The 22,643-nt window shown below is 67.1% G+C and carries 21 protein-coding genes, 2 tRNA genes and 1 other RNA gene; 12 read left to right on the forward strand and 12 right to left on the reverse strand.

Annotated elements, in window-relative coordinates; genetic code table 11:
* The first annotated feature begins 156 nt into the window (after positions 1–156).
* Positions 157–285 (forward strand): hypothetical protein, encoded by a 129-nt coding sequence (locus KF907_RS14935; protein WP_291221680.1) that lies wholly within the window; start codon positions 157–159, stop codon positions 283–285.
* A gap of 198 nt (positions 286–483) precedes the next feature.
* On the opposite strand, the gene ssrA is transcribed toward KF907_RS14935, so the two are convergent.
* The 5 genes from ssrA to KF907_RS14960 all read right to left on the reverse strand — a co-directional run bounded on the left by ssrA (position 484) and on the right by KF907_RS14960 (position 3,812).
* Positions 484–838: a transfer-messenger RNA gene (gene ssrA, locus KF907_RS14940) on the reverse strand.
* A 192-nt stretch (positions 839–1,030) separates the two neighbouring features.
* Positions 1,031–1,297, reverse strand: coding sequence for a DksA/TraR family C4-type zinc finger protein (locus tag KF907_RS14945; protein WP_291221682.1), 267 nt, complete (start codon positions 1,295–1,297; stop codon positions 1,031–1,033).
* A 70-nt stretch (positions 1,298–1,367) separates the two neighbouring features.
* Positions 1,368–2,258, reverse strand: a complete 891-nt coding sequence (locus KF907_RS14950; protein WP_291221684.1) for a dienelactone hydrolase family protein — start codon at positions 2,256–2,258, stop codon at positions 1,368–1,370.
* 156 nt (positions 2,259–2,414) lie between these two features.
* Positions 2,415–2,990 (reverse strand): hypothetical protein, encoded by a 576-nt coding sequence (locus tag KF907_RS14955; protein ID WP_291221686.1) that lies wholly within the window; start codon positions 2,988–2,990, stop codon positions 2,415–2,417.
* Positions 2,991–3,152: 162 nt separating this feature from the next.
* Positions 3,153–3,812 carry a hypothetical protein gene (locus KF907_RS14960; protein ID WP_291221688.1) on the reverse strand — a complete coding sequence of 220 codons (660 nt, stop codon included), beginning with the start codon at positions 3,810–3,812 and terminating at the stop codon, positions 3,153–3,155.
* Between the two features lie 117 nt (positions 3,813–3,929).
* On the opposite strand from KF907_RS14960, the gene KF907_RS14965 reads away from it, so the two are divergent.
* The gene (locus tag KF907_RS14965) at positions 3,930–4,583 is read left to right on the forward strand and encodes a glutathione S-transferase family protein (RefSeq protein WP_291221689.1); all 654 of its coding nucleotides are present in this window, start codon (positions 3,930–3,932) and stop codon (positions 4,581–4,583) included.
* Positions 4,584–4,700: 117 nt separating this feature from the next.
* Here the strand turns inward: KF907_RS14965 and KF907_RS14970 are convergent, their stop codons facing one another.
* Positions 4,701–6,815 carry a M13 family metallopeptidase gene (locus tag KF907_RS14970; protein ID WP_291221690.1) on the reverse strand — a complete coding sequence of 705 codons (2,115 nt, stop codon included), beginning with the start codon at positions 6,813–6,815 and terminating at the stop codon, positions 4,701–4,703.
* A 144-nt stretch (positions 6,816–6,959) separates the two neighbouring features.
* Here KF907_RS14970 and uvrC point away from each other — a divergent pair, with 144 nt between their 5' ends.
* From uvrC to KF907_RS15005, 7 genes are all read left to right on the forward strand, one after another.
* Complete coding sequence (gene uvrC / locus KF907_RS14975) at positions 6,960–8,777, forward strand: excinuclease ABC subunit UvrC (protein WP_291221692.1); 1,818 nt, start codon at positions 6,960–6,962, stop codon at positions 8,775–8,777.
* A gap of 9 nt (positions 8,778–8,786) precedes the next feature.
* Positions 8,787–9,377, forward strand: coding sequence for a CDP-diacylglycerol--glycerol-3-phosphate 3-phosphatidyltransferase (gene pgsA / locus KF907_RS14980; protein ID WP_291221694.1), 591 nt, complete (start codon positions 8,787–8,789; stop codon positions 9,375–9,377).
* A gap of 60 nt (positions 9,378–9,437) precedes the next feature.
* Positions 9,438–9,513, forward strand: a tRNA-Gly gene (locus tag KF907_RS14985).
* A 102-nt stretch (positions 9,514–9,615) separates the two neighbouring features.
* A tRNA-Cys gene (locus KF907_RS14990) sits at positions 9,616–9,689 on the forward strand.
* Between the two features lie 54 nt (positions 9,690–9,743).
* Complete coding sequence (gene tsaA / locus KF907_RS14995) at positions 9,744–10,262, forward strand: tRNA (N6-threonylcarbamoyladenosine(37)-N6)-methyltransferase TrmO (RefSeq protein ID WP_291221695.1); 519 nt, start codon at positions 9,744–9,746, stop codon at positions 10,260–10,262.
* A 215-nt stretch (positions 10,263–10,477) separates the two neighbouring features.
* Positions 10,478–11,236, forward strand: coding sequence for a glutaminyl-peptide cyclotransferase (locus KF907_RS15000; protein ID WP_472843887.1), 759 nt, complete (start codon positions 10,478–10,480; stop codon positions 11,234–11,236).
* 40 nt (positions 11,237–11,276) lie between these two features.
* Complete coding sequence (locus KF907_RS15005; protein WP_291221697.1) at positions 11,277–12,176, forward strand: DUF808 domain-containing protein; 900 nt, start codon at positions 11,277–11,279, stop codon at positions 12,174–12,176.
* Positions 12,177–12,417: 241 nt separating this feature from the next.
* Here the strand turns inward: KF907_RS15005 and KF907_RS15010 are convergent, their stop codons facing one another.
* The 6 genes from KF907_RS15010 to KF907_RS15035 form a co-directional block, all read right to left on the reverse strand.
* Positions 12,418–12,837: a phasin family protein gene (locus KF907_RS15010; RefSeq protein WP_291221699.1), complete on the reverse strand. Its 420-nt coding sequence runs from the start codon at positions 12,835–12,837 to the stop codon at positions 12,418–12,420.
* A gap of 88 nt (positions 12,838–12,925) precedes the next feature.
* Positions 12,926–13,687, reverse strand: a complete 762-nt coding sequence (zipA, locus tag KF907_RS15015; RefSeq protein WP_291221701.1) for a cell division protein ZipA — start codon at positions 13,685–13,687, stop codon at positions 12,926–12,928.
* 14 nt (positions 13,688–13,701) lie between these two features.
* Positions 13,702–17,205 carry a chromosome segregation protein SMC gene (gene smc, locus KF907_RS15020; RefSeq protein WP_291221703.1) on the reverse strand — a complete coding sequence of 1,168 codons (3,504 nt, stop codon included), beginning with the start codon at positions 17,203–17,205 and terminating at the stop codon, positions 13,702–13,704.
* Positions 17,206–17,224: 19 nt separating this feature from the next.
* The gene (locus tag KF907_RS15025) at positions 17,225–18,061 is read right to left on the reverse strand and encodes a peptidyl-prolyl cis-trans isomerase (protein WP_291221705.1); all 837 of its coding nucleotides are present in this window, start codon (positions 18,059–18,061) and stop codon (positions 17,225–17,227) included.
* Positions 18,058–18,330 carry a BolA family protein gene (locus KF907_RS15030; RefSeq protein WP_291221706.1) on the reverse strand — a complete coding sequence of 91 codons (273 nt, stop codon included), beginning with the start codon at positions 18,328–18,330 and terminating at the stop codon, positions 18,058–18,060. Before KF907_RS15030 ends, KF907_RS15025 begins: the two co-directional genes overlap by 4 nt.
* Positions 18,327–18,626, reverse strand: a complete 300-nt coding sequence (locus KF907_RS15035; protein WP_291221708.1) for a YciI family protein — start codon at positions 18,624–18,626, stop codon at positions 18,327–18,329. Before KF907_RS15035 ends, KF907_RS15030 begins: the two co-directional genes overlap by 4 nt.
* Positions 18,627–19,378: 752 nt before the next feature.
* On the opposite strand from KF907_RS15035, the gene KF907_RS15040 reads away from it, so the two are divergent.
* The 3 genes from KF907_RS15040 to rluB are packed head-to-tail and all read left to right on the forward strand — an operon-like array spanning position 19,379 to position 22,580.
* A complete protein-coding gene (locus tag KF907_RS15040; protein ID WP_472843884.1) occupies positions 19,379–20,251 on the forward strand; it encodes a segregation and condensation protein A in 873 nt (290 codons plus the stop codon).
* Positions 20,248–20,958 carry an SMC-Scp complex subunit ScpB gene (gene scpB / locus KF907_RS15045; RefSeq protein ID WP_343214768.1) on the forward strand — a complete coding sequence of 237 codons (711 nt, stop codon included), beginning with the start codon at positions 20,248–20,250 and terminating at the stop codon, positions 20,956–20,958. The genes KF907_RS15040 and scpB overlap by 4 nt, the downstream gene beginning before the upstream one ends.
* Positions 20,955–22,580, forward strand: coding sequence for a 23S rRNA pseudouridine(2605) synthase RluB (gene rluB, locus KF907_RS15050; protein ID WP_291221711.1), 1,626 nt, complete (start codon positions 20,955–20,957; stop codon positions 22,578–22,580). Before scpB ends, rluB begins: the two co-directional genes overlap by 4 nt.
* The last annotated feature ends 63 nt before the right edge of the window (positions 22,581–22,643 follow it).

Below are 22,643 nucleotides of genomic sequence, written 5' to 3' on the forward strand. Positions count from 1 at the left end.
CTGACCATCGTCTCGGACAAGCCCAAGGGCGGCGAGCGGGTCTACCGCATCGCCTGATCAAAAAGATCGAAAAAGAGGCCAAGCGGCGCTTGGCTTCTCAACCGAACAGCGCGTTACTACGGGTGTCGCAACGATCAACCCGAAGGAGAGACCACCATGACCAGCATCCAGATCCCCGCCACCCAAAACGACGCCTGGGGCTTTTGGGGCGCGATGGGCGAGCACGCCGAAGCCGCGTGGTCCCTGGGCGCAGTTGACGGCGAACCGGGGCGTGTAAGTGGTTGATTTTGGCGGTTTGAGGCTGCGCCTACCCGCAAGCTAAACAGAGACAGAGACGACTCTGGGCGGGGAAAACGCCTGAAAAACGCCAATTTTCGAGCCGAGCGGCAGGATGGCATCCGCAAGCCCATCGGCCGCAACCCCGCGTGGCGCGGGGATTTCAGGCAAGAAAAAGGGCCTGGAGACTATCCAGACCCTTGTGATTGGTGGAGGTGGCGGGAATCGAACCCGCGTCCGAAGGCGCTTGACGCCCAGTCCTACATGCTTAGCCCACCGTTCTATCTCGTCTTCCGGCAGTACGGCGTGCGAAACGCACCGGTCGACCAGCCTGCTTGATTTGACCCCGGCCCGACAGGCGGCAGACCGAAGGCGATCCCGTGATAGTGACGGTACATCCACGAGCACGAGCACAAGTGGGTTCCCGGCTTACGCCTTAAGCGGCGAGAGCGTAGTTGTCGTCGTTGGCAACTAAGTGTTTGCAACTGGATTAACGAGGAAAGTCGCCCCCTCGGCATGCACCAGACTGTCTCACAACCCCCGTCGAAACCAGGGCACCCCCGGAAGACGGCGATGCTACCACGCAGCGGCAGCAGCTCGGTGCAGGAGATGGTGCCCGGATGGCGCGTTTCAAGCTGGTGGTGTGTGCGGGTCGACGCCACTGTCCCGCGCGCCCTGCCCGGCCGGTGCGTCTCGGCGGGATCGCCGTCTTCGTGCTCAGGGTGTCAAAGCCGGCCGGCTGAGCAGAGCCGGCTCAGCGCAGCTGGCTGTCCTTGCTGCCACGACGGTTGTAGCCCGCGTGGGCGACCTCATCGCGGTCGCGCTCCTCCTGGCAGGCCACGCACAGGCGCACACCGGGCACGGCCTTGCGCCGTGCCGGCGGGATCGTCGCGTCGCATTCCTCGCAGCGCGCGAGGCCAGGCCCCTGCGCGAGGCGGCTGCGCGCGCGCTTGACCGCGTCGTCGACGGTCGCGTCGATCTGGTCCTGCACGGCGCCATCGCCAGCCCATCCGGTTGCCATCTTCGTATCCTCCGACGTATCGCGACACCCCGGTTACATGAGGTCGCAACGACGACGTGCAAGCGGGATATCAGGCGCGCAGGCGGCGGTCGAACAAGGCAAGCATGCGCTGCCAGGCCTCGCTCGCGGCAGCCTTGTCGTAGCGTGGCGTGGTGTCGTTGTTGAAACCATGCTGCGTTCCGTCGGGCTGGTACAGCGCGTACTTCACCCCAGCCGCATCGAGCGCCTCGCGGTAGGCCGGCCAGCTCGCATTGACGCGCTCGTCGTTCGCCGCAAGCACCACGAGCAGTTCCGCCTTGATCCGCGCAACGTCCTCGCTGGGCGGCGCCGCACCGTAGAACGGCACGGCCGCGCGCAACTGCGGCAGCCGCGTGGCAAGGCGGTTGGTGATCAGCCCGCCGTAGCAGAAGCCGGTCATCCCCAGGCGACCGTTGCCGCCCGGTTCGCGTTCGAGTACGCCGACGGCGGCGATGAAGTCGGCAAACGCCTTCGACTGGTCGAGTTGCTGGAACAGTGCGCGCGCGGCGTCCTCGTCACCCGGATAGCCACCGAGCGGAAACAGCGCATCGGGCGCAAGGGCGATATAGCCCTCCAGGGCCAGTCGGCGCGTCACGTCCTCGATATGCGGATTGAGGCCGCGGTTTTCGTGGATGACCAGCACCAGCGGCAACTTGCCTTCGGCCTTGGCCGGACGCACGAGATAGCCGCCGCCCTTGCCGTGACCGTCCGGCGAATCGAACTCGACCCGGCGTGCGGCGAGGCGTGCATCGTCGGGCCTGACTTGTTGCGCCTCGGCAAAGCGCGGGCTCAGCGCAGCGAGCAGTCCGGCCGCACCGGCGGCACAGCGCGTGGCGCCGGCGAGGAAGCCACGGCGATCGATGAAACCATGCACGTACTGGTCGAAGAGACGCAGCACTTCGGGATCGAATGCATGCGCGCTCGGGCGCGATCGGTCGGACACGGGAACCTCCACGGACGCTCGTTGGGCACCGATCTTCCCATGGCCGGCGTGGTCATGGCGGCCTTGCGAGAAGGAATCCCGGTGCAGCGCACCGGCGTGACCAGATGAACGGCGTGCCTGCGGAGCGCCGAGCGCCGAGGCCGCGTTCCACCCGCATCAGTAGTACCAGCGCGCCGTGACCTCGACTCCCGAATGCCCCTCGTTGCGCCGGTAGAGCACGCCGAGCGCAAGCAGGTGGTTGAGGTGGAACACCGGGCCGGCGACGAACTCGCCGCTGCGGCGACCGAGCACATCGGTGCGGCTCAGGCTGGCGATGCCTTCCATCCACGGCACGAAGCGATGGCGGATTTCGAAGATCATGGCATGGCCGGTGTCCTCGACGCGTTGCCCGGTCGGCCGATCGAAGCGCGCGCGCACCACGGCACCTTCGAGCGCGACCAGGGTGTCGTCACCCAGATTGAAGCGGCCGCCGATGCCGACCCGCAGGGCGCGACTGTTCTTCCAGGCCGGATTGCCGTAAGCCCCCGCATCGCCGTAGGAGCCGAACACGTGCACATGCTTGCCGAGCTCGTAGTAGGCGCCAAGCGTGTCGTTGCGAAAGCTCTCGCCGTCGATGTGCACCTGCTGGTGGCTCAGGTAGGCATAGTTGTAGTCGAGCGGATCGGCCGATGCCGTCGCCACCCAGGCCCACGCCCACACCGCCGCCAGCAACCGCCACCGAGCCTTGCGCATGTTTCGCCTCCCCGTTTCGCCGATGGTGCAATGCCAACCCGATCCGCGCAAGCCAGCGGCTTCGCAACCAGGCAGGCTGGATGAGGCCGTGGCGCTGGACCAGACGATCCACACGGATCATGCCCCCGCGATACACCTGGTGCGATCTCGGCATGCACCGGATCACTTGCGCGTGGACGACTCCAACAAGCGCAGCAGGTCTGGTCGCAGGTCACGGGCGATGAAGGCCGCGGTGATCGCGATGGCCATGGCGAGCGCTCCGGCACGACCGAACTGCACCGCATGCATCGACAGGATCAGGATCAAGGTGGCCGACACGATGTGCACGAAGACCTCGGGCTGGTCACGGCGCATGCGTTCCGCTTCGGACAAGCCGCTGGCAAGGTCGGCCCGATACTGGCGCGCCACGCCGGGTATGGCCCCCAGCACGATGACGGCGAGCGCGATCACCAGCGTCCGGTCCCAGAGCGCGCCGGCCTCGTCGCCAGCCATCAGCACGATGACCCAACCGAACAGGCCCGTGAGCAGCAGGCTGATGAAGGCGGCCACGCCGATCAGGGTCGCCCAGGTGTCGATCGATTCGGCAAGGCTGTCGTCCTCGCGGGCACCGACCATCGACACGGCCACGCCGACCATGCCGATGCAGGCCAGAGAGAAAGTGATATTGAACAGGGTGAGCAGCAGGAACTGCGTGATCGATCCACCCAGCACGAGCACGCTCAACAGTGGCACGAGGTGACGCGCGACCACCGACAACGTGTGCACGACATCCCGGCGCGGTGCCTCTGCCGGTGTCGGCGGCCCTCCAGTCGGTGACGCCATGCTGCGCCGATTCCCGCGTCTGCTCTTGCGCGCCACGCCTGCGCTCCCTCCCTTCCCTGTCCAGCATAATCGTTTCGGCACCGTCGGCGCTCCCGCCGCAACGCGCCCGAGGCGACAATGAATCTGATCCTGTTCGCCCACCCGTTTTCCTCGTACTGCCAGAAGGTCCTCATCGCGCTTTACGAGAACGCGGTGACCTTCGACTACCGATCGCTCACCGACGCCGATACCCACCGCGAGCTCGAGGCACTATGGCCGCTGAAGCGCTTCCCGCTGCTGGTCGATGATGGTCGCGTGATCATCGAAGCCAGCTGCATCATCGAACATGTCGGCCTGCATCATCCGGGACCACGGCGGTTGATTCCGACCGATCCCGCCGCGGCCATCGAAGTGCGCATGCTCGACCGCTTCTTCGACAACTATGTTTCGACGCCGCAACAGAAGATCGTGTTCGATGCGCTGCGCCCGGCCGATGCGCGCGATGCGCAAGGTGTCGCGGAAGCCCGCAGCCTGCTCGACAAAGCCTACGCCTGGCTCGATCGCCACCTCGCCGGGCGCGAATGGGCGGCCGCCGACACGTTCAGCCTGGCCGACTGTGCGGCCGCGCCATTCCTGTTCTATGCCGACTGGACGCACGCGATCGATCACGCGCTCACCAATGTCATCGCCTACCGGCAACGCCTGCTTGCGCGCCCCTCATTCGCGCGCTGCGTCGACGAAGCGCGCCCGTTCCGCAGCGCCTTCCCGCTCGGGGCGCCGGATCGCGACTGAAGTCGCTCCCTCATCAAGCCGAATCCTGCAGGCAGCGACTTCAGCCGCGATGTTCCAAGGGTGCTCTGATCGAATGATCAGAGCACCCCAAGGGCTACGCTCGAACTCCCGCATCGCCTACCAGATCCGCACGCGCTCCTCCGGCGCAATCCAGCGCGCATCCCCCGGCTTGACATCGAAGGCCTCGTACCAGGCATCGATGTTGCGCAGCGGTGCGAAAGCGCGGATCTGGCCCGGCGAATGCGTGCCGTTGACGAGTTGCTGGCGCAGCGCCTCGTCACGCCAGACGGTGCGCCAGACCTGGGCCCAGCTCATGAACAGGCGCTGCAGGCCTGTATGGCCATCGATCACTGGAGCCGGCTGGCCGGCCAGCGAGCGTCGGTACGCCTCGAGCGCCATGGTCAGGCCACCCAGGTCGCCGATGTTCTCGCCCATCGACACCTTGCCGTTGATATGCATGCCTGGCAGCGTCGGGAACGTATACGACTCGTACTGTGCGCCGAGTCTGGCGGCCTGTACCTCGAAGCGCGCCGCATCCTCGGCGGTCCACCAGTCGCGCAGCACGCCCTTGCCGTCGGACTTGCGACCCTGGTCGTCGAAACCGTGGATGATTTCGTGGCCGATCACACCACCGATCCCGCCATAGTTGACCGCGGGATCGGCCGCGGGATCGAAGAATGGCGGTTGCAGGATTGCGGCCGGAAACACGATCTCGTTCTTGACCGGACTGTAGTAGGCATTGACGGTCTGCGGCGTCATCCCCCACTCGGCCTTGTCAACCGGCTTGCCGATGCGCGCGCGGCGATAATCCCACTCGAATGCGCGCGAACGCTGCGCATTGCCGAACAGGTCGCCATTGACGACAACCAGGGCGCTGTAGTCGCGCCAGCTATCGGGATAACCGATCTTGAGTCCGAAACCGGCCAGCTTGGCGCGCGCCTCGGCCTTGGTTTCCGGCCCCATCCATTCCAGTGCATCCAGACGCGCGCCCATCGCAGCCTTCACATTGGCGACCAGCGCGTCCATCTTGGCTTTCGAGTCGGGCGGGAAATACAGCTTCACGTAGTCGCGCCCGACCGCCTCGCCCATCGCGCCTTCGACGAAGGCGACAGCGCGCTTCCAGCGTTCGCGCGGCTCGGGCTGCCCGGACAGGAACCTGTTGCGGAATTCGAACTCCGCACTGACGAAATCGCGCGAGAGCAAGGGTGCGGCACGGTCGATCGTGCTGAAGGCCTGCCACGCCTTGAGCGTGTCGAGATCGGTTTCGGCGAAGATCGCGGCGATCTTGGGGATCGCGCTGTCCTGGCGCACGATGGCGCGTTGGGCATGGTCGACGCCGGCTGCGGCGAAGAATCTCGCCCAGGCGAATCCGGGCGCCTTCGCGGCGAACCCGTCGAGCGCGAGCGGGTTGTAGGTCCTGTCACGATCGCGACTTTCGGCGCGTGTCCAGTGCGCCTCGGCGATGCGCGTCTCGAGGGCGAGGATCGCCTTGGCGTTCGCCGCCGGCTTCGGCCAGCCGCCGAGTTTCAGCATCTGCGCGATGTAGGCCTCGTAGCGCTCACGCTGCGGAGCGAAGTTCTCACGCAGGTACATCTCCCGATCGCCGAGGCCGAGGCCACCCTGGCCCAGGTACAGCGCGTAGCGGTCCGGATCGCGCGCGTCGTCACCGACCATCACGCCGAAGAAACTCGCATGGAAATTCGCCCGCGAACCCATCAACGCGGCCAGGGCATCGCGGTCACGCGCCTTGCGGATCGACTTCAGCAAAGGCCGCAGCGGCTTGGCGGCGCGGGCTTCGACGGTCTTTTCGTCCATGAAGCCGCGATAGAGTGCTGCGATCTTGGCCGCATCGCCATCGCGTGCCGGATTGCCGAGCGGATAACTCTCGAGGAGAGCGTGCACGCGCGCCTCGGAAAGATCGCGCAACTGCATGAAGGAGCCGTAGCTGGAGCGATCCGCCGGTATCACCATGCGCTTCGCCCACGTGCCGTTGACGTAACCGAAAAAATCATCCCCGGGCTTCACACTGGTGTCCATGCCGGCAGTATCGATGCCCCACGTGCCGAAACGCGAAGCCGTCACCAGACCCGCGCCGCCAGATCCGCCCGTGTCGGCAAATACCAGCTCCGACGCACAGGTCTCGTCGGCACAGCCTGCATGTTCGTGCGCGGACAGGGTTTGCGAGAAGCCGAGCGCGAACGCAACAGCGGTGAAGATCGGCAAGGTTTTCAAGGCAATGCTCCCGCAGGGTTGGGATCGGCGCCGACCGGGCGCACAGGAGCTGGCGAGCATAGCCGCTGCGGTGCGCCACCGCGTAGGCCGGAAGTCGCAGGCGCCGGCTTCTCGCTTGTGCGCAATCCGCGCGACAATCCACCGATGCACGAGGAACCCGAATTCGACGGCAAGGCTCTTGTCGCCAACCTGAGTTCGTCGCCGGGCGTCTATCGCATGCTCGGGCGCGGAGGCGAGTTGCTCTACGTCGGCAAGGCCGGCAACCTGAAGAAACGCGTCGGCAGCTATTTCCTCAAACCCGCGATGCAACCGCGCATCGCCGCGATGATCGCGCAGATCGCGGGCATCGAGGTCACACTCACGCGCACCGAGGCCGAAGCGCTGCTGCTCGAGGCACAGCTCATCAAGACGCTGCGGCCGCGCTACAACATCCTGCTGCGCGACGACAAGAGTTACCCGTACATCCACCTCACCCCAGGCGAATACCCCCGTCTCGCCTTTCACCGTGGCGCGCGTGACGGAGGCGGCCGGTATTTCGGCCCCTATCCGAGCGCGCTCGCCGTGCGCGAGACACTCAGCCTGCTGCAGAAGTTGTTCCGCATCCGCAATTGCGAGGACAGCTACTTCCGCAACCGCTCGCGCCCCTGCCTGCAGCATCAGATCGGGCGCTGCAGCGCGCCCTGCGTCGGCCTCATCGACGCCGCCGACTACCGGGCCAGCGTACAGCACGCAACGTTGTTCCTCGAAGGACGGAGCGACACGCTGATCGACGAACTGGTGGTGCAGATGGAGCACGCCAGCGCCGCGCTCGAGTTCGAGCGCGCGGCCGCGATCCGCGACCGCATTGCCCTCGTGCGCAAGATCAACGCGCGTCACTACGTGCACGGCGCCGGGCGTGACATGGACGTGCTGGCCTGCGCGATCGACAATGGCGTGGCCTGCGTCAGCGTGCTGTTCTTCCGCGATGGCAGCAGCCTCGGCTCGCGCGATTTCTTTCCGCGCCTGGCACTGGATGCCGACGAGGGTGCGATCCTCGCCTCATTCCTCGCCCAGTACTACCTCGAACGCCCGGTACCCGAGGACATCGTGCTGAGCCACGCGCCCGAGGAGATCGACCTGCTGGGCGACGCGCTGACCCGTCATGCCGGACATCGCGTCGAACTGAAGGTGAGCGTGCGCGGTGATCGTGCGCGTTTCCTCGACATGGCCATCAAGAACGCCAGCGCCGCACTCGCCGCACGCCTTGCCAGCCGACAAACCCTGCTGGCGCGCTTTGAGGCCCTGCGCGACCTGCTCGACCTGGACGAGCTGCCACAGCGCCTGGAATGCTTCGACATCAGCCACACCATGGGTGAGGCCACGGTCGCCTCATGTGTCGTGTTTGGCCCGGAAGGCCCGGAAAAATCGCAGTACCGCCGCTTCAACATCAGCGGCATCACCGGCGGTGACGACTACGCGGCGATGCGCCAGGCCCTGGAGCGACGCTACCGACGCCTGCAGGCCGGCGAGGCGCGCCTGCCCGACCTGCTTCTGATCGACGGCGGTCCCGGCCAGGTGCGCCAGGCGCTCGATGTGTTGCACGAACTCGGCGTCGAAGGTGTTCGCGTGGTCGGCGTGGCCAAGGGTGATTCACGCCGGGCCGGACACGAGAGCCTGATCCTCGGCGACAGCGGACGCGTGCTCTGGCCGGGCCCGGATTCGCCGGCCTCGCATCTGATCCAGGCCGTGCGCGACGAAGCCCACCGCTTCGCCATCAGCGGCCATCGTGCACGCCGCGAGAAGGCACGCGAAGCAAGTCCGCTGCAGGAGGTCGCCGGCATCGGCGCCAAGCGTCGCGCCGCCTTGCTGCGCCGGTTCGGCGGCCTCGCCGGCGTGACCCGCGCCGGCGTCGAGGAACTCATGCAGGTGAAAGGCATCCATCGGGAACTCGCCGAGCGCATCTATGCGGCCCTGCACGGGTAGACTTCGGACATGCGCCTGACCCTGCCAACCATCCTGACCCTGTTCCGCATCGTGTTGCTGCCGGTGATCGTGGTCGTGTTCTACCTGCCCGAGTACCACCCGGCCAGCGCACGCTGGTCGAACATCGCCGCCGCCGGCATCTTCACCGCCGCGGCGATCACCGACTGGCTCGACGGCTGGATCGCACGTCGTTTCAACATGACCTCGGCCTTCGGTGCCTTCCTCGATCCGGTCGCCGACAAGCTCATGGTCGCCACCGCCCTGCTGCTGCTCGTGCAACAGAACCCCACCCCGCTGATGGCGGTGACCAGTGCCGTCATCATCGGCCGTGAGATCAGCATTTCGGCGCTGCGCGAATGGATGGCCGAGCTCGGCCAGCGGGCCAAGGTTGGCGTCGCCTGGGTCGGCAAATGGAAGACCGCGATGCAGATCGTCGCGATCATCGTCTGCCTGCACCAGCGCGACTTTCCCGAGCTGCGCCTCTACCGCATCGGCGAAGGTCTGCTGGTCGTCGCCGCCGCGCTGACGATCTGGTCGGCCCTGGTCTACGTGCGCGCGGCCTGGCCTGCCCTGCGCGATGGGAACAGCGGCCGCATCTGAGCGCGATCCGCACGATCAGGGTTGACTCCTCCGCGCCGTTCCGTAATATGCGCGTCCCACGCGGGAATAGCTCAGTTGGTAGAGCGCAACCTTGCCAAGGTTGAGGTCGCGAGTTCGAGCCTCGTTTCCCGCTCCAGTTCGTCACGTGGTCCACGCCGTCCCGGCGACCTCGTCAAGCAAACCTCGGCTCGCCGAGGTTTTGTTTTATCTGCCGACGGCTTATCCTCGTCGGCCCACCGGCCTGGTGGCAGAGTGGTCATGCAGCGGCCTGCAAAGCCGTGTACGCCGGTTCGATTCCGACCCAGGCCTCCATCCCCTCCGTCGTTCCGGCACCCCCCGTTCGCCGTGGCGGTGCACTGCATTGACATGGCCTCCCCGCCGTTCTCCCTCTCGCCGATCGCGCATGTGCGCTCGCCGTACGCGAAGCGCATCGACGCGCCGCACCAGTCGACGGTGGTCGAAGGCACCGAGAGTGGTGGCTTGGCCGAAGCCCTCGTTGTGTTCGCCGACGGCTTTCCAGCCACCGCGTTTCGAGATCTCGCCGGTTTCGAGCGTATCTGGCTGCTGTTCGCCTTCGATCGCAGCGAGGGCTGGAAGGCCGAAGTCAAGCCGCCGCGCGGCGGACCGAAGCGCAGCGTGCTGGCGACGCGCTCGCCGCATCGGCCGAATGCGCTCGGCCTGTCTGCGGTCGAACTCGTTGCGATCGAGGACCACGCGCTGCGCGTGCGTGGTGTCGACCTGCTCGACGGCACGCCGATCCTCGACATCAAGCCCTACGTGCCGTATGCGGATGCGTTCCCCGAAGCGCGGGCCGGCTGGATCGACGATATCGACGCCACCCAGGGCCGGCATTCGGCACCAGGGCCGCGCAAGCCGCGTCGATGAGGAAGAATCTCGGCGGGAGCCCGTTCACGGGCGATGCTCTCCGGTAAAAGCATCGCCCGTGAACGGACTCCTGCGAAATACGTGAGCCTGGAGCACATGCATTGCGTGCGCCAGGCGATCCCGGGATCATGGCGTGGCATACATCACAGCGAATCCCCGTGAAGCCGATCCCCGCTGCCTCCCTTGCCCGCCACCTCGCCCTCGCGCTGTTCGCGATGCCGGCCCTGGCGGCACCCGCCTTCGCGCAACTCGTCATGGAATCGGCGCGCCCGCCGGTGCGCATCGGCTACACGGTGGTCAACACGTTCCCGCACGATCGTGATGCTTTCACCCAGGGACTGATCCATCGCGATGGTTTCCTCTACGAGAGCACCGGCCTCAACGGACGCTCCAGCCTGCGCAAGGTCGAACTCGAGACCGGCAAGGTCGTGCAGCGGGTCGAGGTCGACCAGCAGCACTTCGCCGAAGGCCTGACCGATTGGGGCAATCGGCTCGTGCAGATCACCTGGCAGACGCAGACCGGCTTCGTCTACGACTTGAAGACCTTCAAGCTCGAAAGGAGCTTCCAGTTTCCCGGCGAAGGCTGGGGCCTGGCCCGTGACCGGCACCACCTGATCCTGAGCGACGGCACGGCGACCCTGCGCTTCCTCGATCCGCAGACCTTCGCCGAAGTACGCCGCGTCGAGGTGACCTACCAGGGCAAGCCGCTGGCCCAGATCAACGAGCTCGAGATGGTCGAGGGCGAGTTGTTCGCGAATGTCTGGGGCACGGAAGTCATCGTCGTCATCGATCCGACCAGCGGGCGCGTGACCGGACAGATCGACCTGACCGGCCTGCTGCCGATGAGCGACCGCAAGCCACCGATCGACGTGCTCAACGGCATCGCCTGGGATGCGCAGCACAAGCGCCTGTTCGTCACCGGCAAGCTGTGGCCGAAGCTGTTCGAACTGCGCCTCGAACGGCCGAAGCCGTAGCCGACGCAAAAACCCCTCTCAACGTCCGACCGGAACCTCCATGGCCTCCAGCCTGCTCGCCCTGCTCGATGACATCGCCACCGTGCTCGACGACGTGGCGGTGATGACCAAGGTCGCGGCGAAGAAGACCGCCGGCGTGCTCGGTGACGATCTCGCGCTGAACGCGCAGCAGGTTTCCGGCGTCGTGTCCGAGCGCGAGCTGCCGGTGGTCTGGGCGGTGGCCAAGGGTTCGCTGATCAACAAGGCGATCCTGGTGCCGGCGGCGCTGCTGATCAGCAGTTTCCTGCCCTGGGCCGTGACGCCGCTGATGATGATCGGTGGAGCCTTCCTCTGCTACGAAGGCATCGAGAAGCTCGTGCACAAGTTCCTGCACCGGGGCGAGCAGGAGTCCGAGCATGCACGCCGCCTGCAGGCAGTCGCCGATGCCTCGGTCGACATGGTTGCGTTCGAGAAGGAACGCATCAAGGGCGCGATCCGCACCGATTTCATCCTCTCGGCCGAGATCATCGTGATCTCGCTCGGCACCGTCGCCAACGCGGACTTCGCCACGCGCTTTGGCGTGCTCGCGGCGATCGGCCTGATCATGACGGTCGGCGTCTACGGCCTCGTCGCCGGCATCGTGAAGCTCGATGATCTCGGCTTCTACCTCAGCCGCAGCGCGCGCACGGCTGCGCGCGCGATCGGCCGCGGCATCCTCGCCGCGGCGCCCTGGCTGATGAAGGCGCTGGCCGTGGTCGGCACCGCCGCGATGTTCCTCGTCGGCGGCGGCATCCTCACCCACAGCGTCGGCGCGATCCACCACGCCATCGAGGCGATCGCTCCGGCGGGCGTCCTCGGTACGCTCGTCCAGCTGGCCTGCGATGCAGGCATCGGCATGCTGGTCGGCGCTCTCGTGCTCTGCGGGGTGAGCGCCCTGCAAAAACTGCGGGGAGCGTCGTAAGCCCGGTGCGGAGAAGGCTCGTGGATTGGTCGACCCGGCCGAACGAACCGCACTCGATCGGTGCATCGAATCGATGCCGGCGCAGCGAGCGCATGCAACAGGCGCCAAGCCGACGGCAGCACGGGTGTGTCGTCGACGCGTTGCAGCGCCGACCTCGGCGCCACGCGTGCCGGTGTGGCGGCAACGTCGATGCGAACCGCGGGAGCCATTGCCGGACTCCCGCGGTGTTACTTCGCTTCGCTCAGCGCGCCGTGGCGCGGCGCGGTTCGCGCAGTTGCTTCGACAGGGTATCGATGCGCTTCACCAGGGCGTCGACATCGGTCTTCGACGGCACGCCGAGCCAGGCCAGTGCGCGACCGGTGCCCGTATCGATGCGCGCCTCGACCGTGCGACGCACCTCGGCGAAACGCTGGCGTACCGGCTGCAGGCGCGACTTGACGACGAGTTCGACATCCTTGCCGAGCGTGCGCGCGACCTTCTCGCCCTTGGCCTGCACGCGCTGACCTTCGCTGACGAAGGCATCGAATGCCGCCAGCCCCTGCCTGCGCGCAATCGCGAACGCGCCGAGACCGGCCAGCCAAACGTTGCGCACAGCATCCGCCGCGACCGGCTTGACCACGCGCGTCGCCGCCACCTTCTTCGTCTTGACCTGCTTGACCATGATGCTCTCCTCGAAACGGATGAATCGGCATATGCCGACCGCGACATCGTGGGTGATGCAGGTCGAGCTTTCACCCTATTCCCGGCTCTCAGCGCATCCTGATCTGGCCGCTTTCCTGCTTGCGGTCCCAGGCGCGCAACTCGTCGCGGATGTGGGCGATGCCCTGCCGTCCAAGCGCGTTGCGCTTTTCGTCGAGGACGATGGCATCGAGCAGCTCGGCCATGCGTTGCGCGGTCGGCAGCAGGGCGTCCCATGCGTCAAGGGCGGTCAGCGGCCCCGGCAGGACCATGAAGAAGGTCACGCCGGGCGTTTCCAGCTCACTGATGCGGGCCATGTCGAAACTGCCGGGCTTGACCAGGTTGGCCATGCTGAAGATCGGGCCCTGCTCGTGCTTGCCGGCATGCATGCGGTGAAAGATGCCACGATCGCCGAACACGAGACCGGCCTTCTCGGCCGCAACGACCAGATCCGGACCATCGATCAGGTGGCCGGCACGCGCACTGACGAACAGGGTGACGATGCGCTCGACCGGCACGTCGGGACGCACGCCGACCAGGGGCTTTGCCGGCGCCTTGGCGCGAGGCGGCACGTGTTCCTCGCTCGCTGGTTCGCCAAGCAGGTCGAGCTGTTCCCCGGCACGCGGAGAATCCTCCTCGCCGAGGTCGATGCCGCCCTCGCCGTCGAGAGTCGGCTCCACACGCTCGCCATTTCCGCGGCGTGGCGCCTGCGTGCGCCGGCCCTGTCCCGGTTTGCGTGGGCGCCCGAACAGATAGATCAGCGCCAGCACGACGAGTCCGATCACGAGCAGGACGATGCGCATCTCGTTCGTGCCGAGGGCTTGCTGCTCCATGGGATTCCTCCTGCTCAGGCCGCTCCGGCCAGTTTAGCCGCTTCGGCGAGGTCGACCTGTACGAGGCGCGACACACCCGGTTCGCGCATGGTGACGCCACAGAGCTGGCTGGCCGCTTCCATGGTGACCTTGTTGTGGGTGACGAAGATGAACTGCACGTGCTCGCTCATTTCGGTGACCATGGCAGAGAAGCGGCCGACATTGGCCTCGTCGAGCGGCGCATCGACCTCGTCGAGCAGGCAGAACGGTGCCGGATTGAGGCGGAAGATCGCAAACACCAGGGATACCGCGGTCATCGCCTTCTCGCCGCCGGAAAGCAGCGAGATCGAGGTGACGCGCTTGCCGGGGGGACGGGCCATGATCGACACCCCGGTCGAGAGCAGGTCGTCGCCGGTCAGTTCGAGGTAGGCGTGCCCGCCGCCGAACAGGCGCGGGAACAATTCCTGCACCCCGGCGTTGACGCGGTCGAAGGTTTCCTTGAAGCGCTGCCGCGTCTCGCGATCGATCTTGCGGATCGCGTTCTCCAGTGTCTCCAGTGCGGTCGTGAGGTCACCGAGCTGGGCATCGAGGTAGGTCTTGCGCTGCGACTGCTCTTCGTATTCCTGGATCGCGGCAAGGTTGACCGGTTCGAGACGACGGATCTTCTGTTCGAGATCGACCAGTTCGGCCTGCCATTGGGCGACGTCGATGTCGTCAGGCAGTTCCGCCGACAAGGCTTCGATGTCGAAGCCAGCTTCGGCGATGGCCTCGGCGAGCGCCTGCGCGCGCAGGCGGTGTTCCTGTTCGAGCAGGCGCAGGTCACCGATGCGCTGGCGCTGTTCGGTCAGGCCCTCGACGATCGCATTGCGTTCGGCCTCGAGGCGACGCAATTCACCGTCGCAATCCTCGAGCGCGCGACGCGCCTCGACAAGCTGCTTGTCGACCAGCAGGCGCTGGTTGAGGCAGGCCTGGCGCTCGGCCTCGAGTTCGGCGAGCGGGTCGCCCCCCTGTTGCAGCTGAGTCGCGATCTCGTCGCGACGGGTTTCGAGTTGGGCCTGCTGTACATGCAGGCGCTGCATGGCCTGTTCGAGCGAGGCCAGTGCGGAACGCTTCGATTCGACACCGAGCGCGGCCTGATGCTCGGCATCGCGGGCCTCGCGCAGGTTCATGCGCGCCTCCTCGCGTGCTTCGAGGCGACGCCGGCGTTCGGCATCGAGCTGCTGGCGCTGCTGTTCGAGGTCGCCCATGCGGGCGACTGCGGTATCGAGGCGGCCACGCGCCTCGCGTGCCTGTTCACGGTCGCCATCGAGCTTGGCCACCAGGCTTTCGAGTTCAGCACCGACGCGCACCAGGCGCTCCTGCGCGGTATCGAGGCGTCCACGCTGGCTCTGCAACTGGCCGCCGATTTCGGCCAGGCGTCGGTGCGTCGTGTAGACCTCGCGTTGCGCATCATCGCGCAGCTGCTCGGCTTCGAGGCGCCGCTGCCTGGAGTCGTCAAGCTCGCCGGCATGCGCCTCGATCTCCGCTTCGAGCTGGTCGATGCGCTGGCCGAGGGCGACGATCTCCTTCTCGCGCGCGAGCACGCCGACCTGGGCGCCCTGCGCGCGGGCAACCCGTGCGAAACCGCGACCCAGCCATTCGCCGTCGGCGGTGATCACCGAATCGCCATCGCCAAGACGCGCAGCAGTCTCGCGTGCGGCCTGGATCGAATCGGCCGTGCGCACGCGCGCCAGCAGGGCCATCACTGCGACGGGTCCGCGTGCATGCGCGGCCAGCGTGCCGGCAGCGTCATCGCGCGTGGCCGGTGACTTCGCGACCAGGGCGAGATCGACCTCGCGCAGCGCTGCCAGTTCGCCGGCGGCCGACAGCGGATCGTCGACGAGGACCGCGTCGAGCCAGCCTTCAAGCACGGTCTCGACCGCGCGTTCCCAGCCGGCATCGACGTCGAGCACCTCACCAAGACGGCGCGTGCCGGTGAACCCGAGGCGGTCGAGCCATTCGCGTGCAGTACCGCCATCATCCCCCAGCGCGGCATGCTGCAAGGCTTCCAGCGATGCCAGGCGGCCACGCGATTTTTCCAGTTCGCCGCGCTTGGCACTCAGCATGCCTTGCAACTGGCGCTCGCCCTCGACCAGGGCTTCGAGCGCCTGGCGTCGTTCGTCGAGGATCGCACTGGCGCCCTCCACACCTTCGCGCAGGCCGGCATGCTCGCTTTCGAGCGCTTCCAGCGCCGCCGCAAGCGCGCCGAGATCGGCGGCGGCGCGTTCGGCTTCGAGCGCCTCGCGGCGACGGTCGGCCTCGACCAGCTGGCGGTCGAGGTAGTCGAGGCGCGTGCGCTCGATCTCGGCGGCCTGCCCGGCCTGCGAACTGGCGGTGGCGTAGCCGTCCCACTGTTCCTGCCATTCGGCCAGCGCGGCTTCGGCGCCCGCGATCGCCACATTGGCGTTCTCGACGGCTTCGGCGAGTGCTTCGCGCTGCGGCGCCGAGTCGGCGAGTGCGGCGTGCAGCGTTTCGATCTGCGCAGCATCTCCGGCGATGTGCTCGGCGACTTCGGCCAGGGCACGCTCGGTTTCGCCACGCGCGCGCTCGAGCTGCTCGGCAAGCACGCGGTTGTGCTGGATCTGCTGTTCGACGCGGGCGATCTCGCCGCCCACGCGATAGACCTCGGCCTGCACGCCGTTGAGATGCTCGCTCGCGCCAGCATGGCGTTCACGACTGGTCTCGATCAGGGCTTCGCGCTGGCGCTGTTCCGCAAGTTGCTGTTCGATGCCCAGCTCGGCCTGGCGCAAGGCGCCGGACTGCGCCTCGAGTTCCTCGCGCGCGGCACGCAGCGAGACCGCCTTCGACTCGGCCTCCTTGCGCTTGTGCTGGGCCTGCAACTCCTGCCAACGCTCGGCGGCCCTGGCCTGGCGCTTCAGGTGCTCGAGCTGCTTGTCGACCTCGTCGCGCACGTCCTGCACGCGGTCGAGATTCTCGCGCGTGGCCTTGATGCGGCTTTCGGTCTCCTTGCGACGTTCCTTGTACTTGGAAATGCCGGCGGCTTCTTCCAGATGCACGCGCAGCTGCTCGGGATCCGCCTCGACGATCTGGCTGATCATGCCCTGCTCGATGATCGAATAGCTGCGCGGGCCGAGGCCGGTGCCGAGAAACAGGTCGGTGATGTCGCGGCGACGGCAGCGCGTACCGTTGAGGAAGTACTGCGACTGGCCGTCACGGCTGACCACGCGCTTGACCGAGATCTCGTTGTAATGCGCGTACTCGCCGGTGACCGTGCCGTCGGAATTGTCGAACACGAGTTCGACCGTGGCCTGGCCGACCGGTTTGCGTGCACTCGAGCCCGAGAAGATCACGTCGGTGAGCGAATCACCGCGCAGTCGGCTAGCCGCGCTCTCACCCATGACCCAGCGGATCGCGTCGATGATGTTGGACTTGCCGCAGCCGTTCGGGCCGACGACAGCCGACATGTTGGTCGGCAGATGCAGGGTGGTCGGATCGACGAAAGACTTGAATCCGGCCAGTTTGATCGTGGTCAGTCGCATGGTGTCGCAGGCTTCCTGCTCAGGGCTTGGCCGGGGTCGGCGTCTTCGTTTCCACTTTTGCCGCACTCATCAGCTCTTCGAGACGCTGATCGGCATAGCGTGCGAGCACGCTGGCGCGCACGCCCTCCCGGACCTGCTCGAACGGCGGTGGCGTGACCGGACGGATTGTGCTCACGTGCAGCACGGCGAAACCAAAATCGGCCTTGATCGGCAGGCGCGTGGTTTCCCCTGCCTTCAGTTCGGCCAAGGCCTTGCCCAGTGGCTCGGGCAACTGCGCCGGGCGCACGCCGCTGAACGCGCGCGCCTGCTTCGCCTTCGCACGCCAGGCCTCGAACACCGCCTCGAAGGGCTTGGTGGCGACGTCGGCAACGGCATTCAGCGCATCGTTCTCGTCGTCAAACAGCAACTGGGAGAAATCGTACTCGTCTGGACCGGCTGCGGCGACCTGACGGTCGTACTCGGCCTTGAGCGCGGCCTCGTCGACGGTGGCCGCCTCGCGGAACCGCGCCAGGGTGGCCTCGGCGCTGCCCTGCAGGCGATACAGCTCGACCCCTGCGAGAAAACCCGGGTCGCGCACGAAACCCTGCTTGCGCGCGGCCTGATCGAGCACGAAGTACTGGCGCAGTTCGAGCATTGCCCGTTCGCGCTGCTCCGGTACGCTGAGGTCGAGGCGACGGTCACGGGCGAGCAGTTCGAGCATGAGCTGCGGCACCGGCTCGCCGTTGATCGTCTCGACCATGGCCAGGTCGGCCGGCCATTTCGTCGTCGCCCCGCCCTGTCCGCCACAGGCGGCAAGCACGAGCACGGCGGAGGCAGCCGCGGCAACGCCGCGGATGAAGCGTGGAAACTCGGTCATCGGTTCTCCCCGGGGGCGCGCGCGTCGATCGCGAGCGCGTGGATATCGGTTTGCATCAACGCGCCCAGCGCGCCGTAGACGGCACGATGGCGCGCCAGCGGCGCCATGCCGCTGAAGGCTTCGCTGACCAGGCGCACACTGAAATGGCCACGGCCGTCGCGCGCGCCGGCGTGGCCGGCGTGACGATGGCTGTCATCGTCGACTTCGAGCAGGCTCGGCGCGAAGTGTTCGACCAGCCTCCTGCGGATCAGCTCCACGCGTGCAGTCACGGCAACACCTTGCGGAACGGACGCACACTGACCTCGCGATAGACCCCGGCTTCGACGTAGGGATCGGCCTGAGCCCAGACCTCGGCGGCGGCGAGATCGCCGAACTCGGCGACGATCAGGCTGCCGCTGAAGCCGGCCGCACCAGGATCCTCGGCATCGACGGCCGGAAACGGCCCGGCCAGCAGCAAGCGACCGGCATCACGCAGCTGCACGAGCCGGGCGAGATGCGCCGGCCGTGCCGCCAGGCGCAACGCCTGCGTGTCCGGATGGTCGAGACCGGTGATTGCGTACCACATGGCTGGTTTCGTCCACGGCGGGGCGTGCATGGTAGCCGATCGAACACGCTGGCCGCAGGCCGACCGACGCCATTCCTTGTCCCGCAGGTGCGGGACACCGCCCTCCTTCGCCGCGGTTCGCCGTCCCGGAACGACCGGATCGCGCCATCGCTGCGCTGGACTTCCCCATGCAATGCCCTTAGTCTTGCGCCGCAGCCGGCGAATGCGACCTCCGCAACGACTCGCCGCCGCGGCACCGGGGACCCCGCTGCCGCAGCCGCACCGGATCCAGGGGATCCGGGCGGTGCAGGCGAAGGATTGCCCCGGCTGACAGAATCCGACGCGATACGCGACTGCCTGTACCGTTCGACGGTACGCCCTCTCGTGGAGCGTCGGGGCCGCACACCGCGACCACGTTTCCAGATCCATCGAGTCATTGGCCGAAGGCGCACCGAAGACGCCGTGCCAGCGACGAACCGCATGGCGACAGCCCGCGAGTGACGGCCCCCGCCCGCCCGCACTGACCACGCGTATGCCCTGGGAGCCTGCGCGGCAGAAGGAATCGAGGCGAGAAGTTCGCCACACGAGGACAGTTTTTCGACGCTTCGCCGACCGGCAGTGGCTCTCCCGGCCAGGAAGCGGCGGGAAAACGGACTGCGCGAAGGACTTCGCAACCCGATTGGCTTCTTCCGCGCAGGCTCCTAGGCTGCACTTCATCACAAGTGATGTTTCGCCCGACCCACGCCGTGAGGCGTCGACCGGGCAAAGTGAACATGAATACCGCCAACCCCGAACCGCAAGCAGCGTCGCAAGAACCGGCCAGCCCGTTCCCGCCGGTGCCCCAGCAGCAGGAGATGCCGCTGGCGATCGTGCGTGGCGAGCCGGTGCTGCAGATGCCGCAGGACCTCTACATCCCGCCCGACGCGCTCGAGGTGATCCTCGACGCGTTCGAGGGACCGCTCGACCTGCTGCTGTACCTGATCCGCCGGCAGAATCTCGACATCCTCGACATCCCGGTCGCCGAGATCACCCGCCAGTACATCGACTACATCGACCTGATGCGCGACCTGCGCCTGGAACTGGCCGCCGAGTACCTGGTGATGGCCGCGATCCTCGCCGAGATCAAGTCGCGCCTGCTGCTGCCACGCCCACCCGAGAGCGAAGGCATCGAGGAAGATCCGCGCGCCGAACTGGTTCGCCGCCTGCAGGAATACGAGCGCTTCAAGAAGGCTGCCGCCGACCTTGACGCATTGCCGCGCATGGAGCGCGACACCGCACTGGCCAGTGCCTGGGTGCCGGACCGCAACATCATCCGCTTGCCACCGCCGGTCGACCTGCGCGAGCTGCTGCTCGCGCTCAAGGACGTCATGCGCCGTGCCGAACTGTTCGGCCACCACGCCATCCAGCGCGAGGCGCTGTCGGTGCGCAACCGCATGAGCGACGTGCTGCGTGCGCTCGGCGACGGCGGCTTCCACCGCTTCGAGAACCTGTTCGAACCGAGCGAAGGTCGTCGCGGCGTCGTCGTGACCTTTCTCGCCATCCTCGAACTGGCCAAGGAACAACTCATAGAGATCAGCCAGGGCGAAGCCCTCGCGCCGATCTACCTCAAGTCACTGGCCACCGCCAGCGAGCCCGAGAGCCCATGACCGATCCCGAAATGCTCAAGCGCATCGTCGAAGCCGCACTGCTCGCAGCCGGCCATCCGCTGTCCCTGGTGCAACTGCTCGCCCTGTTCGGCGAGGACGAGCAACCCTCCCACGACGACATGGCGCGCGCGCTCGCCGCCCTGCAAGCCGACTGCGAAGGCCGCGGCATCGAACTGGTCGAGGTCGCCTCGGGCTTCCGCTATCAGATCCGCACCGATGTTCACCCTTGGGTCGCGCGCCTGTGGACCGAGCGTCCAAGCCGCTATTCGCGCGCCCTGCTCGAAACCCTGGCCCTGATCGCCTACCGCCAGCCGATCACGCGCGCCGAGATCGAGCAGATTCGCGGCGTGGCCGTATCGACCCACATCGTCAAGACACTCGAGGAGCGCGACTGGATCCGCGTCGTCGGCCATCGCGATGTGCCCGGCAAGCCGGCCCTGCTCGGCACCACACGCGGCTTCCTCGACTACTTCAACCTCAAGTCGCTGGACGAATTGCCTTCGCTGAGCGAAATCCGCGACATCGAAGAGCTCGACCCGCAGCTCGCCCTCGCTCCACCCGGCGAAACCGTCGCCGCCGACGTCGACGCGCTGGCCGAGGCCGCGCGCACGGCCGGCACACACGAATCAGCCCCACCCACCGCCCCTGAAGAACACGACCCGTCCGCCGCGGAAATCGGCGAAGCATCCCCGGAGCAAACCCCATGACCTCCCCCGCACGCAACGTCCTTTCGCTCAAGCGCGCGTCCGCCGACGAGACCGGCGCGGTGCTCGAGGAGCGCCTGCACAAGGTGCTCGCCACGGCAGGACTTGGCTCGCGCCGCCTGCTCGAAACACGTATCGAAGCCGGCGAGGTCCATGTCAACGGCACGCCGGCCACGCTCGGCCTCGTGGTCAAGGCGGGTGACCGCGTCGAAATCGACGGCAAGCGCTTCGTCGTCATCACCGACAGTGCCGAACACGCCCAGGTGATCGCCTACAACAAGCCCGAAGGAGTGGTCACCACACGTGAGGACCCGGAAGGTCGTCCGACCGTGTTCGAACAACTGCCGCGCCTCAAGGGTGCGCGCTGGATCGCCGTCGGCCGCCTCGACATCAACACCACCGGCCTGCTCCTGCTGACCACCGACGGCAACCTGGCCAACGCGCTGATGCATCCGCGCTCGGAACTCGAACGCGAATACATCTGCCGCGTGCACGGCGAGGTGCCCGACGAAGTCCTCGAGCGACTGAAGAGCGGCGTCGATCTCGAGGATGGTCCGGCCCACTTCGACGAGATCGCGGTGATCAGCCGCGGCGGCAGCCATTCGTGGTTCCGCGTGGTCATCCGCGAAGGCCGCAACCGCGAAGTCCGTCGCCTCTGGGACGCCGTCGGACTGATGGTCAGCCGCCTCAAGCGCATCCGCTACGGAAACATCGAGCTGCCGCGCCTGCTCAAGCGCGAGCAAAGCGTCGAACTCGACGCCGAACAGATCAAGGGCCTGCGCGAACTGGCCGGTGCCAGTGATGCCGAAGCGCATCTGACCCTGGCTCCGGTGATCGGCCAGCGCCGTTCGGCGCAGACCGAGTTCCGCCCGGCCGGCAAGGACCAGCAGGCCTGGACGGGCACGCGTACCGAGGAGGCACGCGAGTTCAGCCAGTTCGACCGCATCCGCGACGACGGCTGGCGCGGCCCATCGGCGAACAAGGGCAACAAGGGCAAGCGCGCACGCGGCGGCGCCGGCCCGCGTCCGCGCGGCGGCAAGCAGCAACGTGCACCGCAGGCGGGCTCGCAGTACGTCGACCCCGGGCTCAACCCGGCCATCCTGCGCAGCTGGTTCCCCGATTCGCCGCAGCCCGGAAGGCGCAAGAAACGGGGTGGCAAACCGCGCCCGCAGGGCGGCGGTACCGTGTTCGGCCAGCCCTCGCCGCATGCGAACGCGAATGGCAACATCGACCACGGCAACCGCGATCCACACCGCGAAGGTGGCGCCGCCGCTGGCAGTCGCCAGCCGTGGAAGCCACGCCGCGACGACAACCGTCCGCAGCGCCAAGGTGGCGACCCACGCGATGACTCCTTCGGCAACCGCGCGCCACGCCAGCAGAATCCGGTCCATCGGGACGATTCCTTCGGCAACCGTGCACCGCGCGCCACCTCGCCCTGGGACGATTCGCGCGGCAACCGCATCAGCGGCAACGAGGGCAACCGTGGCAATGCCTGGGGCAATCGCGGCAACGCCCACGGCAACCGCGCACCAGGCAAGCCCGGCGGCGGTCGCGGCAAGCCCGGAGGCCCGCGCGGCAAGGGCGGTGGCGGCAACCGCCGTGGCGGGCCACGCCAGCCATTCTGATTCACGTGCGCCGCGTGACCGCGGCCGGGCGACCCTGCTCCGGTCGATCAGCCGTCACGCAGC

Source organism: Dokdonella sp. (genome assembly GCF_019634775.1).
GTDB lineage: Bacteria > Pseudomonadota > Gammaproteobacteria > Xanthomonadales > Rhodanobacteraceae > Dokdonella.

Excerpts from the sequence above, each read along its gene's own strand:
- KF907_RS14935 (WP_291221680.1), top strand. The coding sequence starts at position 157 with ATGACCAGCATCCAGATCCCCGCCACCCAAAACGACGCCTGGGGCTTT.
- KF907_RS14945 (WP_291221682.1), bottom strand. The coding sequence starts at position 1,297 with ATGGCAACCGGATGGGCTGGCGATGGCGCCGTGCAGGACCAGATCGAC.
- KF907_RS14955 (WP_291221686.1), bottom strand. The coding sequence starts at position 2,990 with ATGCGCAAGGCTCGGTGGCGGTTGCTGGCGGCGGTGTGGGCGTGGGCC.
- KF907_RS14960 (WP_291221688.1), bottom strand. The coding sequence starts at position 3,812 with ATGGCGTCACCGACTGGAGGGCCGCCGACACCGGCAGAGGCACCGCGC.
- KF907_RS14965 (WP_291221689.1), top strand. The coding sequence starts at position 3,930 with ATGAATCTGATCCTGTTCGCCCACCCGTTTTCCTCGTACTGCCAGAAG.
- uvrC (WP_291221692.1), top strand. The coding sequence starts at position 6,960 with ATGCACGAGGAACCCGAATTCGACGGCAAGGCTCTTGTCGCCAACCTG.
- pgsA (WP_291221694.1), top strand. The coding sequence starts at position 8,787 with ATGCGCCTGACCCTGCCAACCATCCTGACCCTGTTCCGCATCGTGTTG.
- tsaA (WP_291221695.1), top strand. The coding sequence starts at position 9,744 with ATGGCCTCCCCGCCGTTCTCCCTCTCGCCGATCGCGCATGTGCGCTCG.
- KF907_RS15000 (WP_472843887.1), top strand. The coding sequence starts at position 10,478 with ATGCCGGCCCTGGCGGCACCCGCCTTCGCGCAACTCGTCATGGAATCG.
- KF907_RS15005 (WP_291221697.1), top strand. The coding sequence starts at position 11,277 with ATGGCCTCCAGCCTGCTCGCCCTGCTCGATGACATCGCCACCGTGCTC.
- KF907_RS15010 (WP_291221699.1), bottom strand. The coding sequence starts at position 12,837 with ATGGTCAAGCAGGTCAAGACGAAGAAGGTGGCGGCGACGCGCGTGGTC.
- zipA (WP_291221701.1), bottom strand. The coding sequence starts at position 13,687 with ATGGAGCAGCAAGCCCTCGGCACGAACGAGATGCGCATCGTCCTGCTC.
- smc (WP_291221703.1), bottom strand. The coding sequence starts at position 17,205 with ATGCGACTGACCACGATCAAACTGGCCGGATTCAAGTCTTTCGTCGAT.
- KF907_RS15025 (WP_291221705.1), bottom strand. The coding sequence starts at position 18,061 with ATGACCGAGTTTCCACGCTTCATCCGCGGCGTTGCCGCGGCTGCCTCC.
- KF907_RS15035 (WP_291221708.1), bottom strand. The coding sequence starts at position 18,626 with ATGTGGTACGCAATCACCGGTCTCGACCATCCGGACACGCAGGCGTTG.
- KF907_RS15040 (WP_472843884.1), top strand. The coding sequence starts at position 19,379 with ATGAATACCGCCAACCCCGAACCGCAAGCAGCGTCGCAAGAACCGGCC.
- scpB (WP_343214768.1), top strand. The coding sequence starts at position 20,248 with ATGACCGATCCCGAAATGCTCAAGCGCATCGTCGAAGCCGCACTGCTC.
- rluB (WP_291221711.1), top strand. The coding sequence starts at position 20,955 with ATGACCTCCCCCGCACGCAACGTCCTTTCGCTCAAGCGCGCGTCCGCC.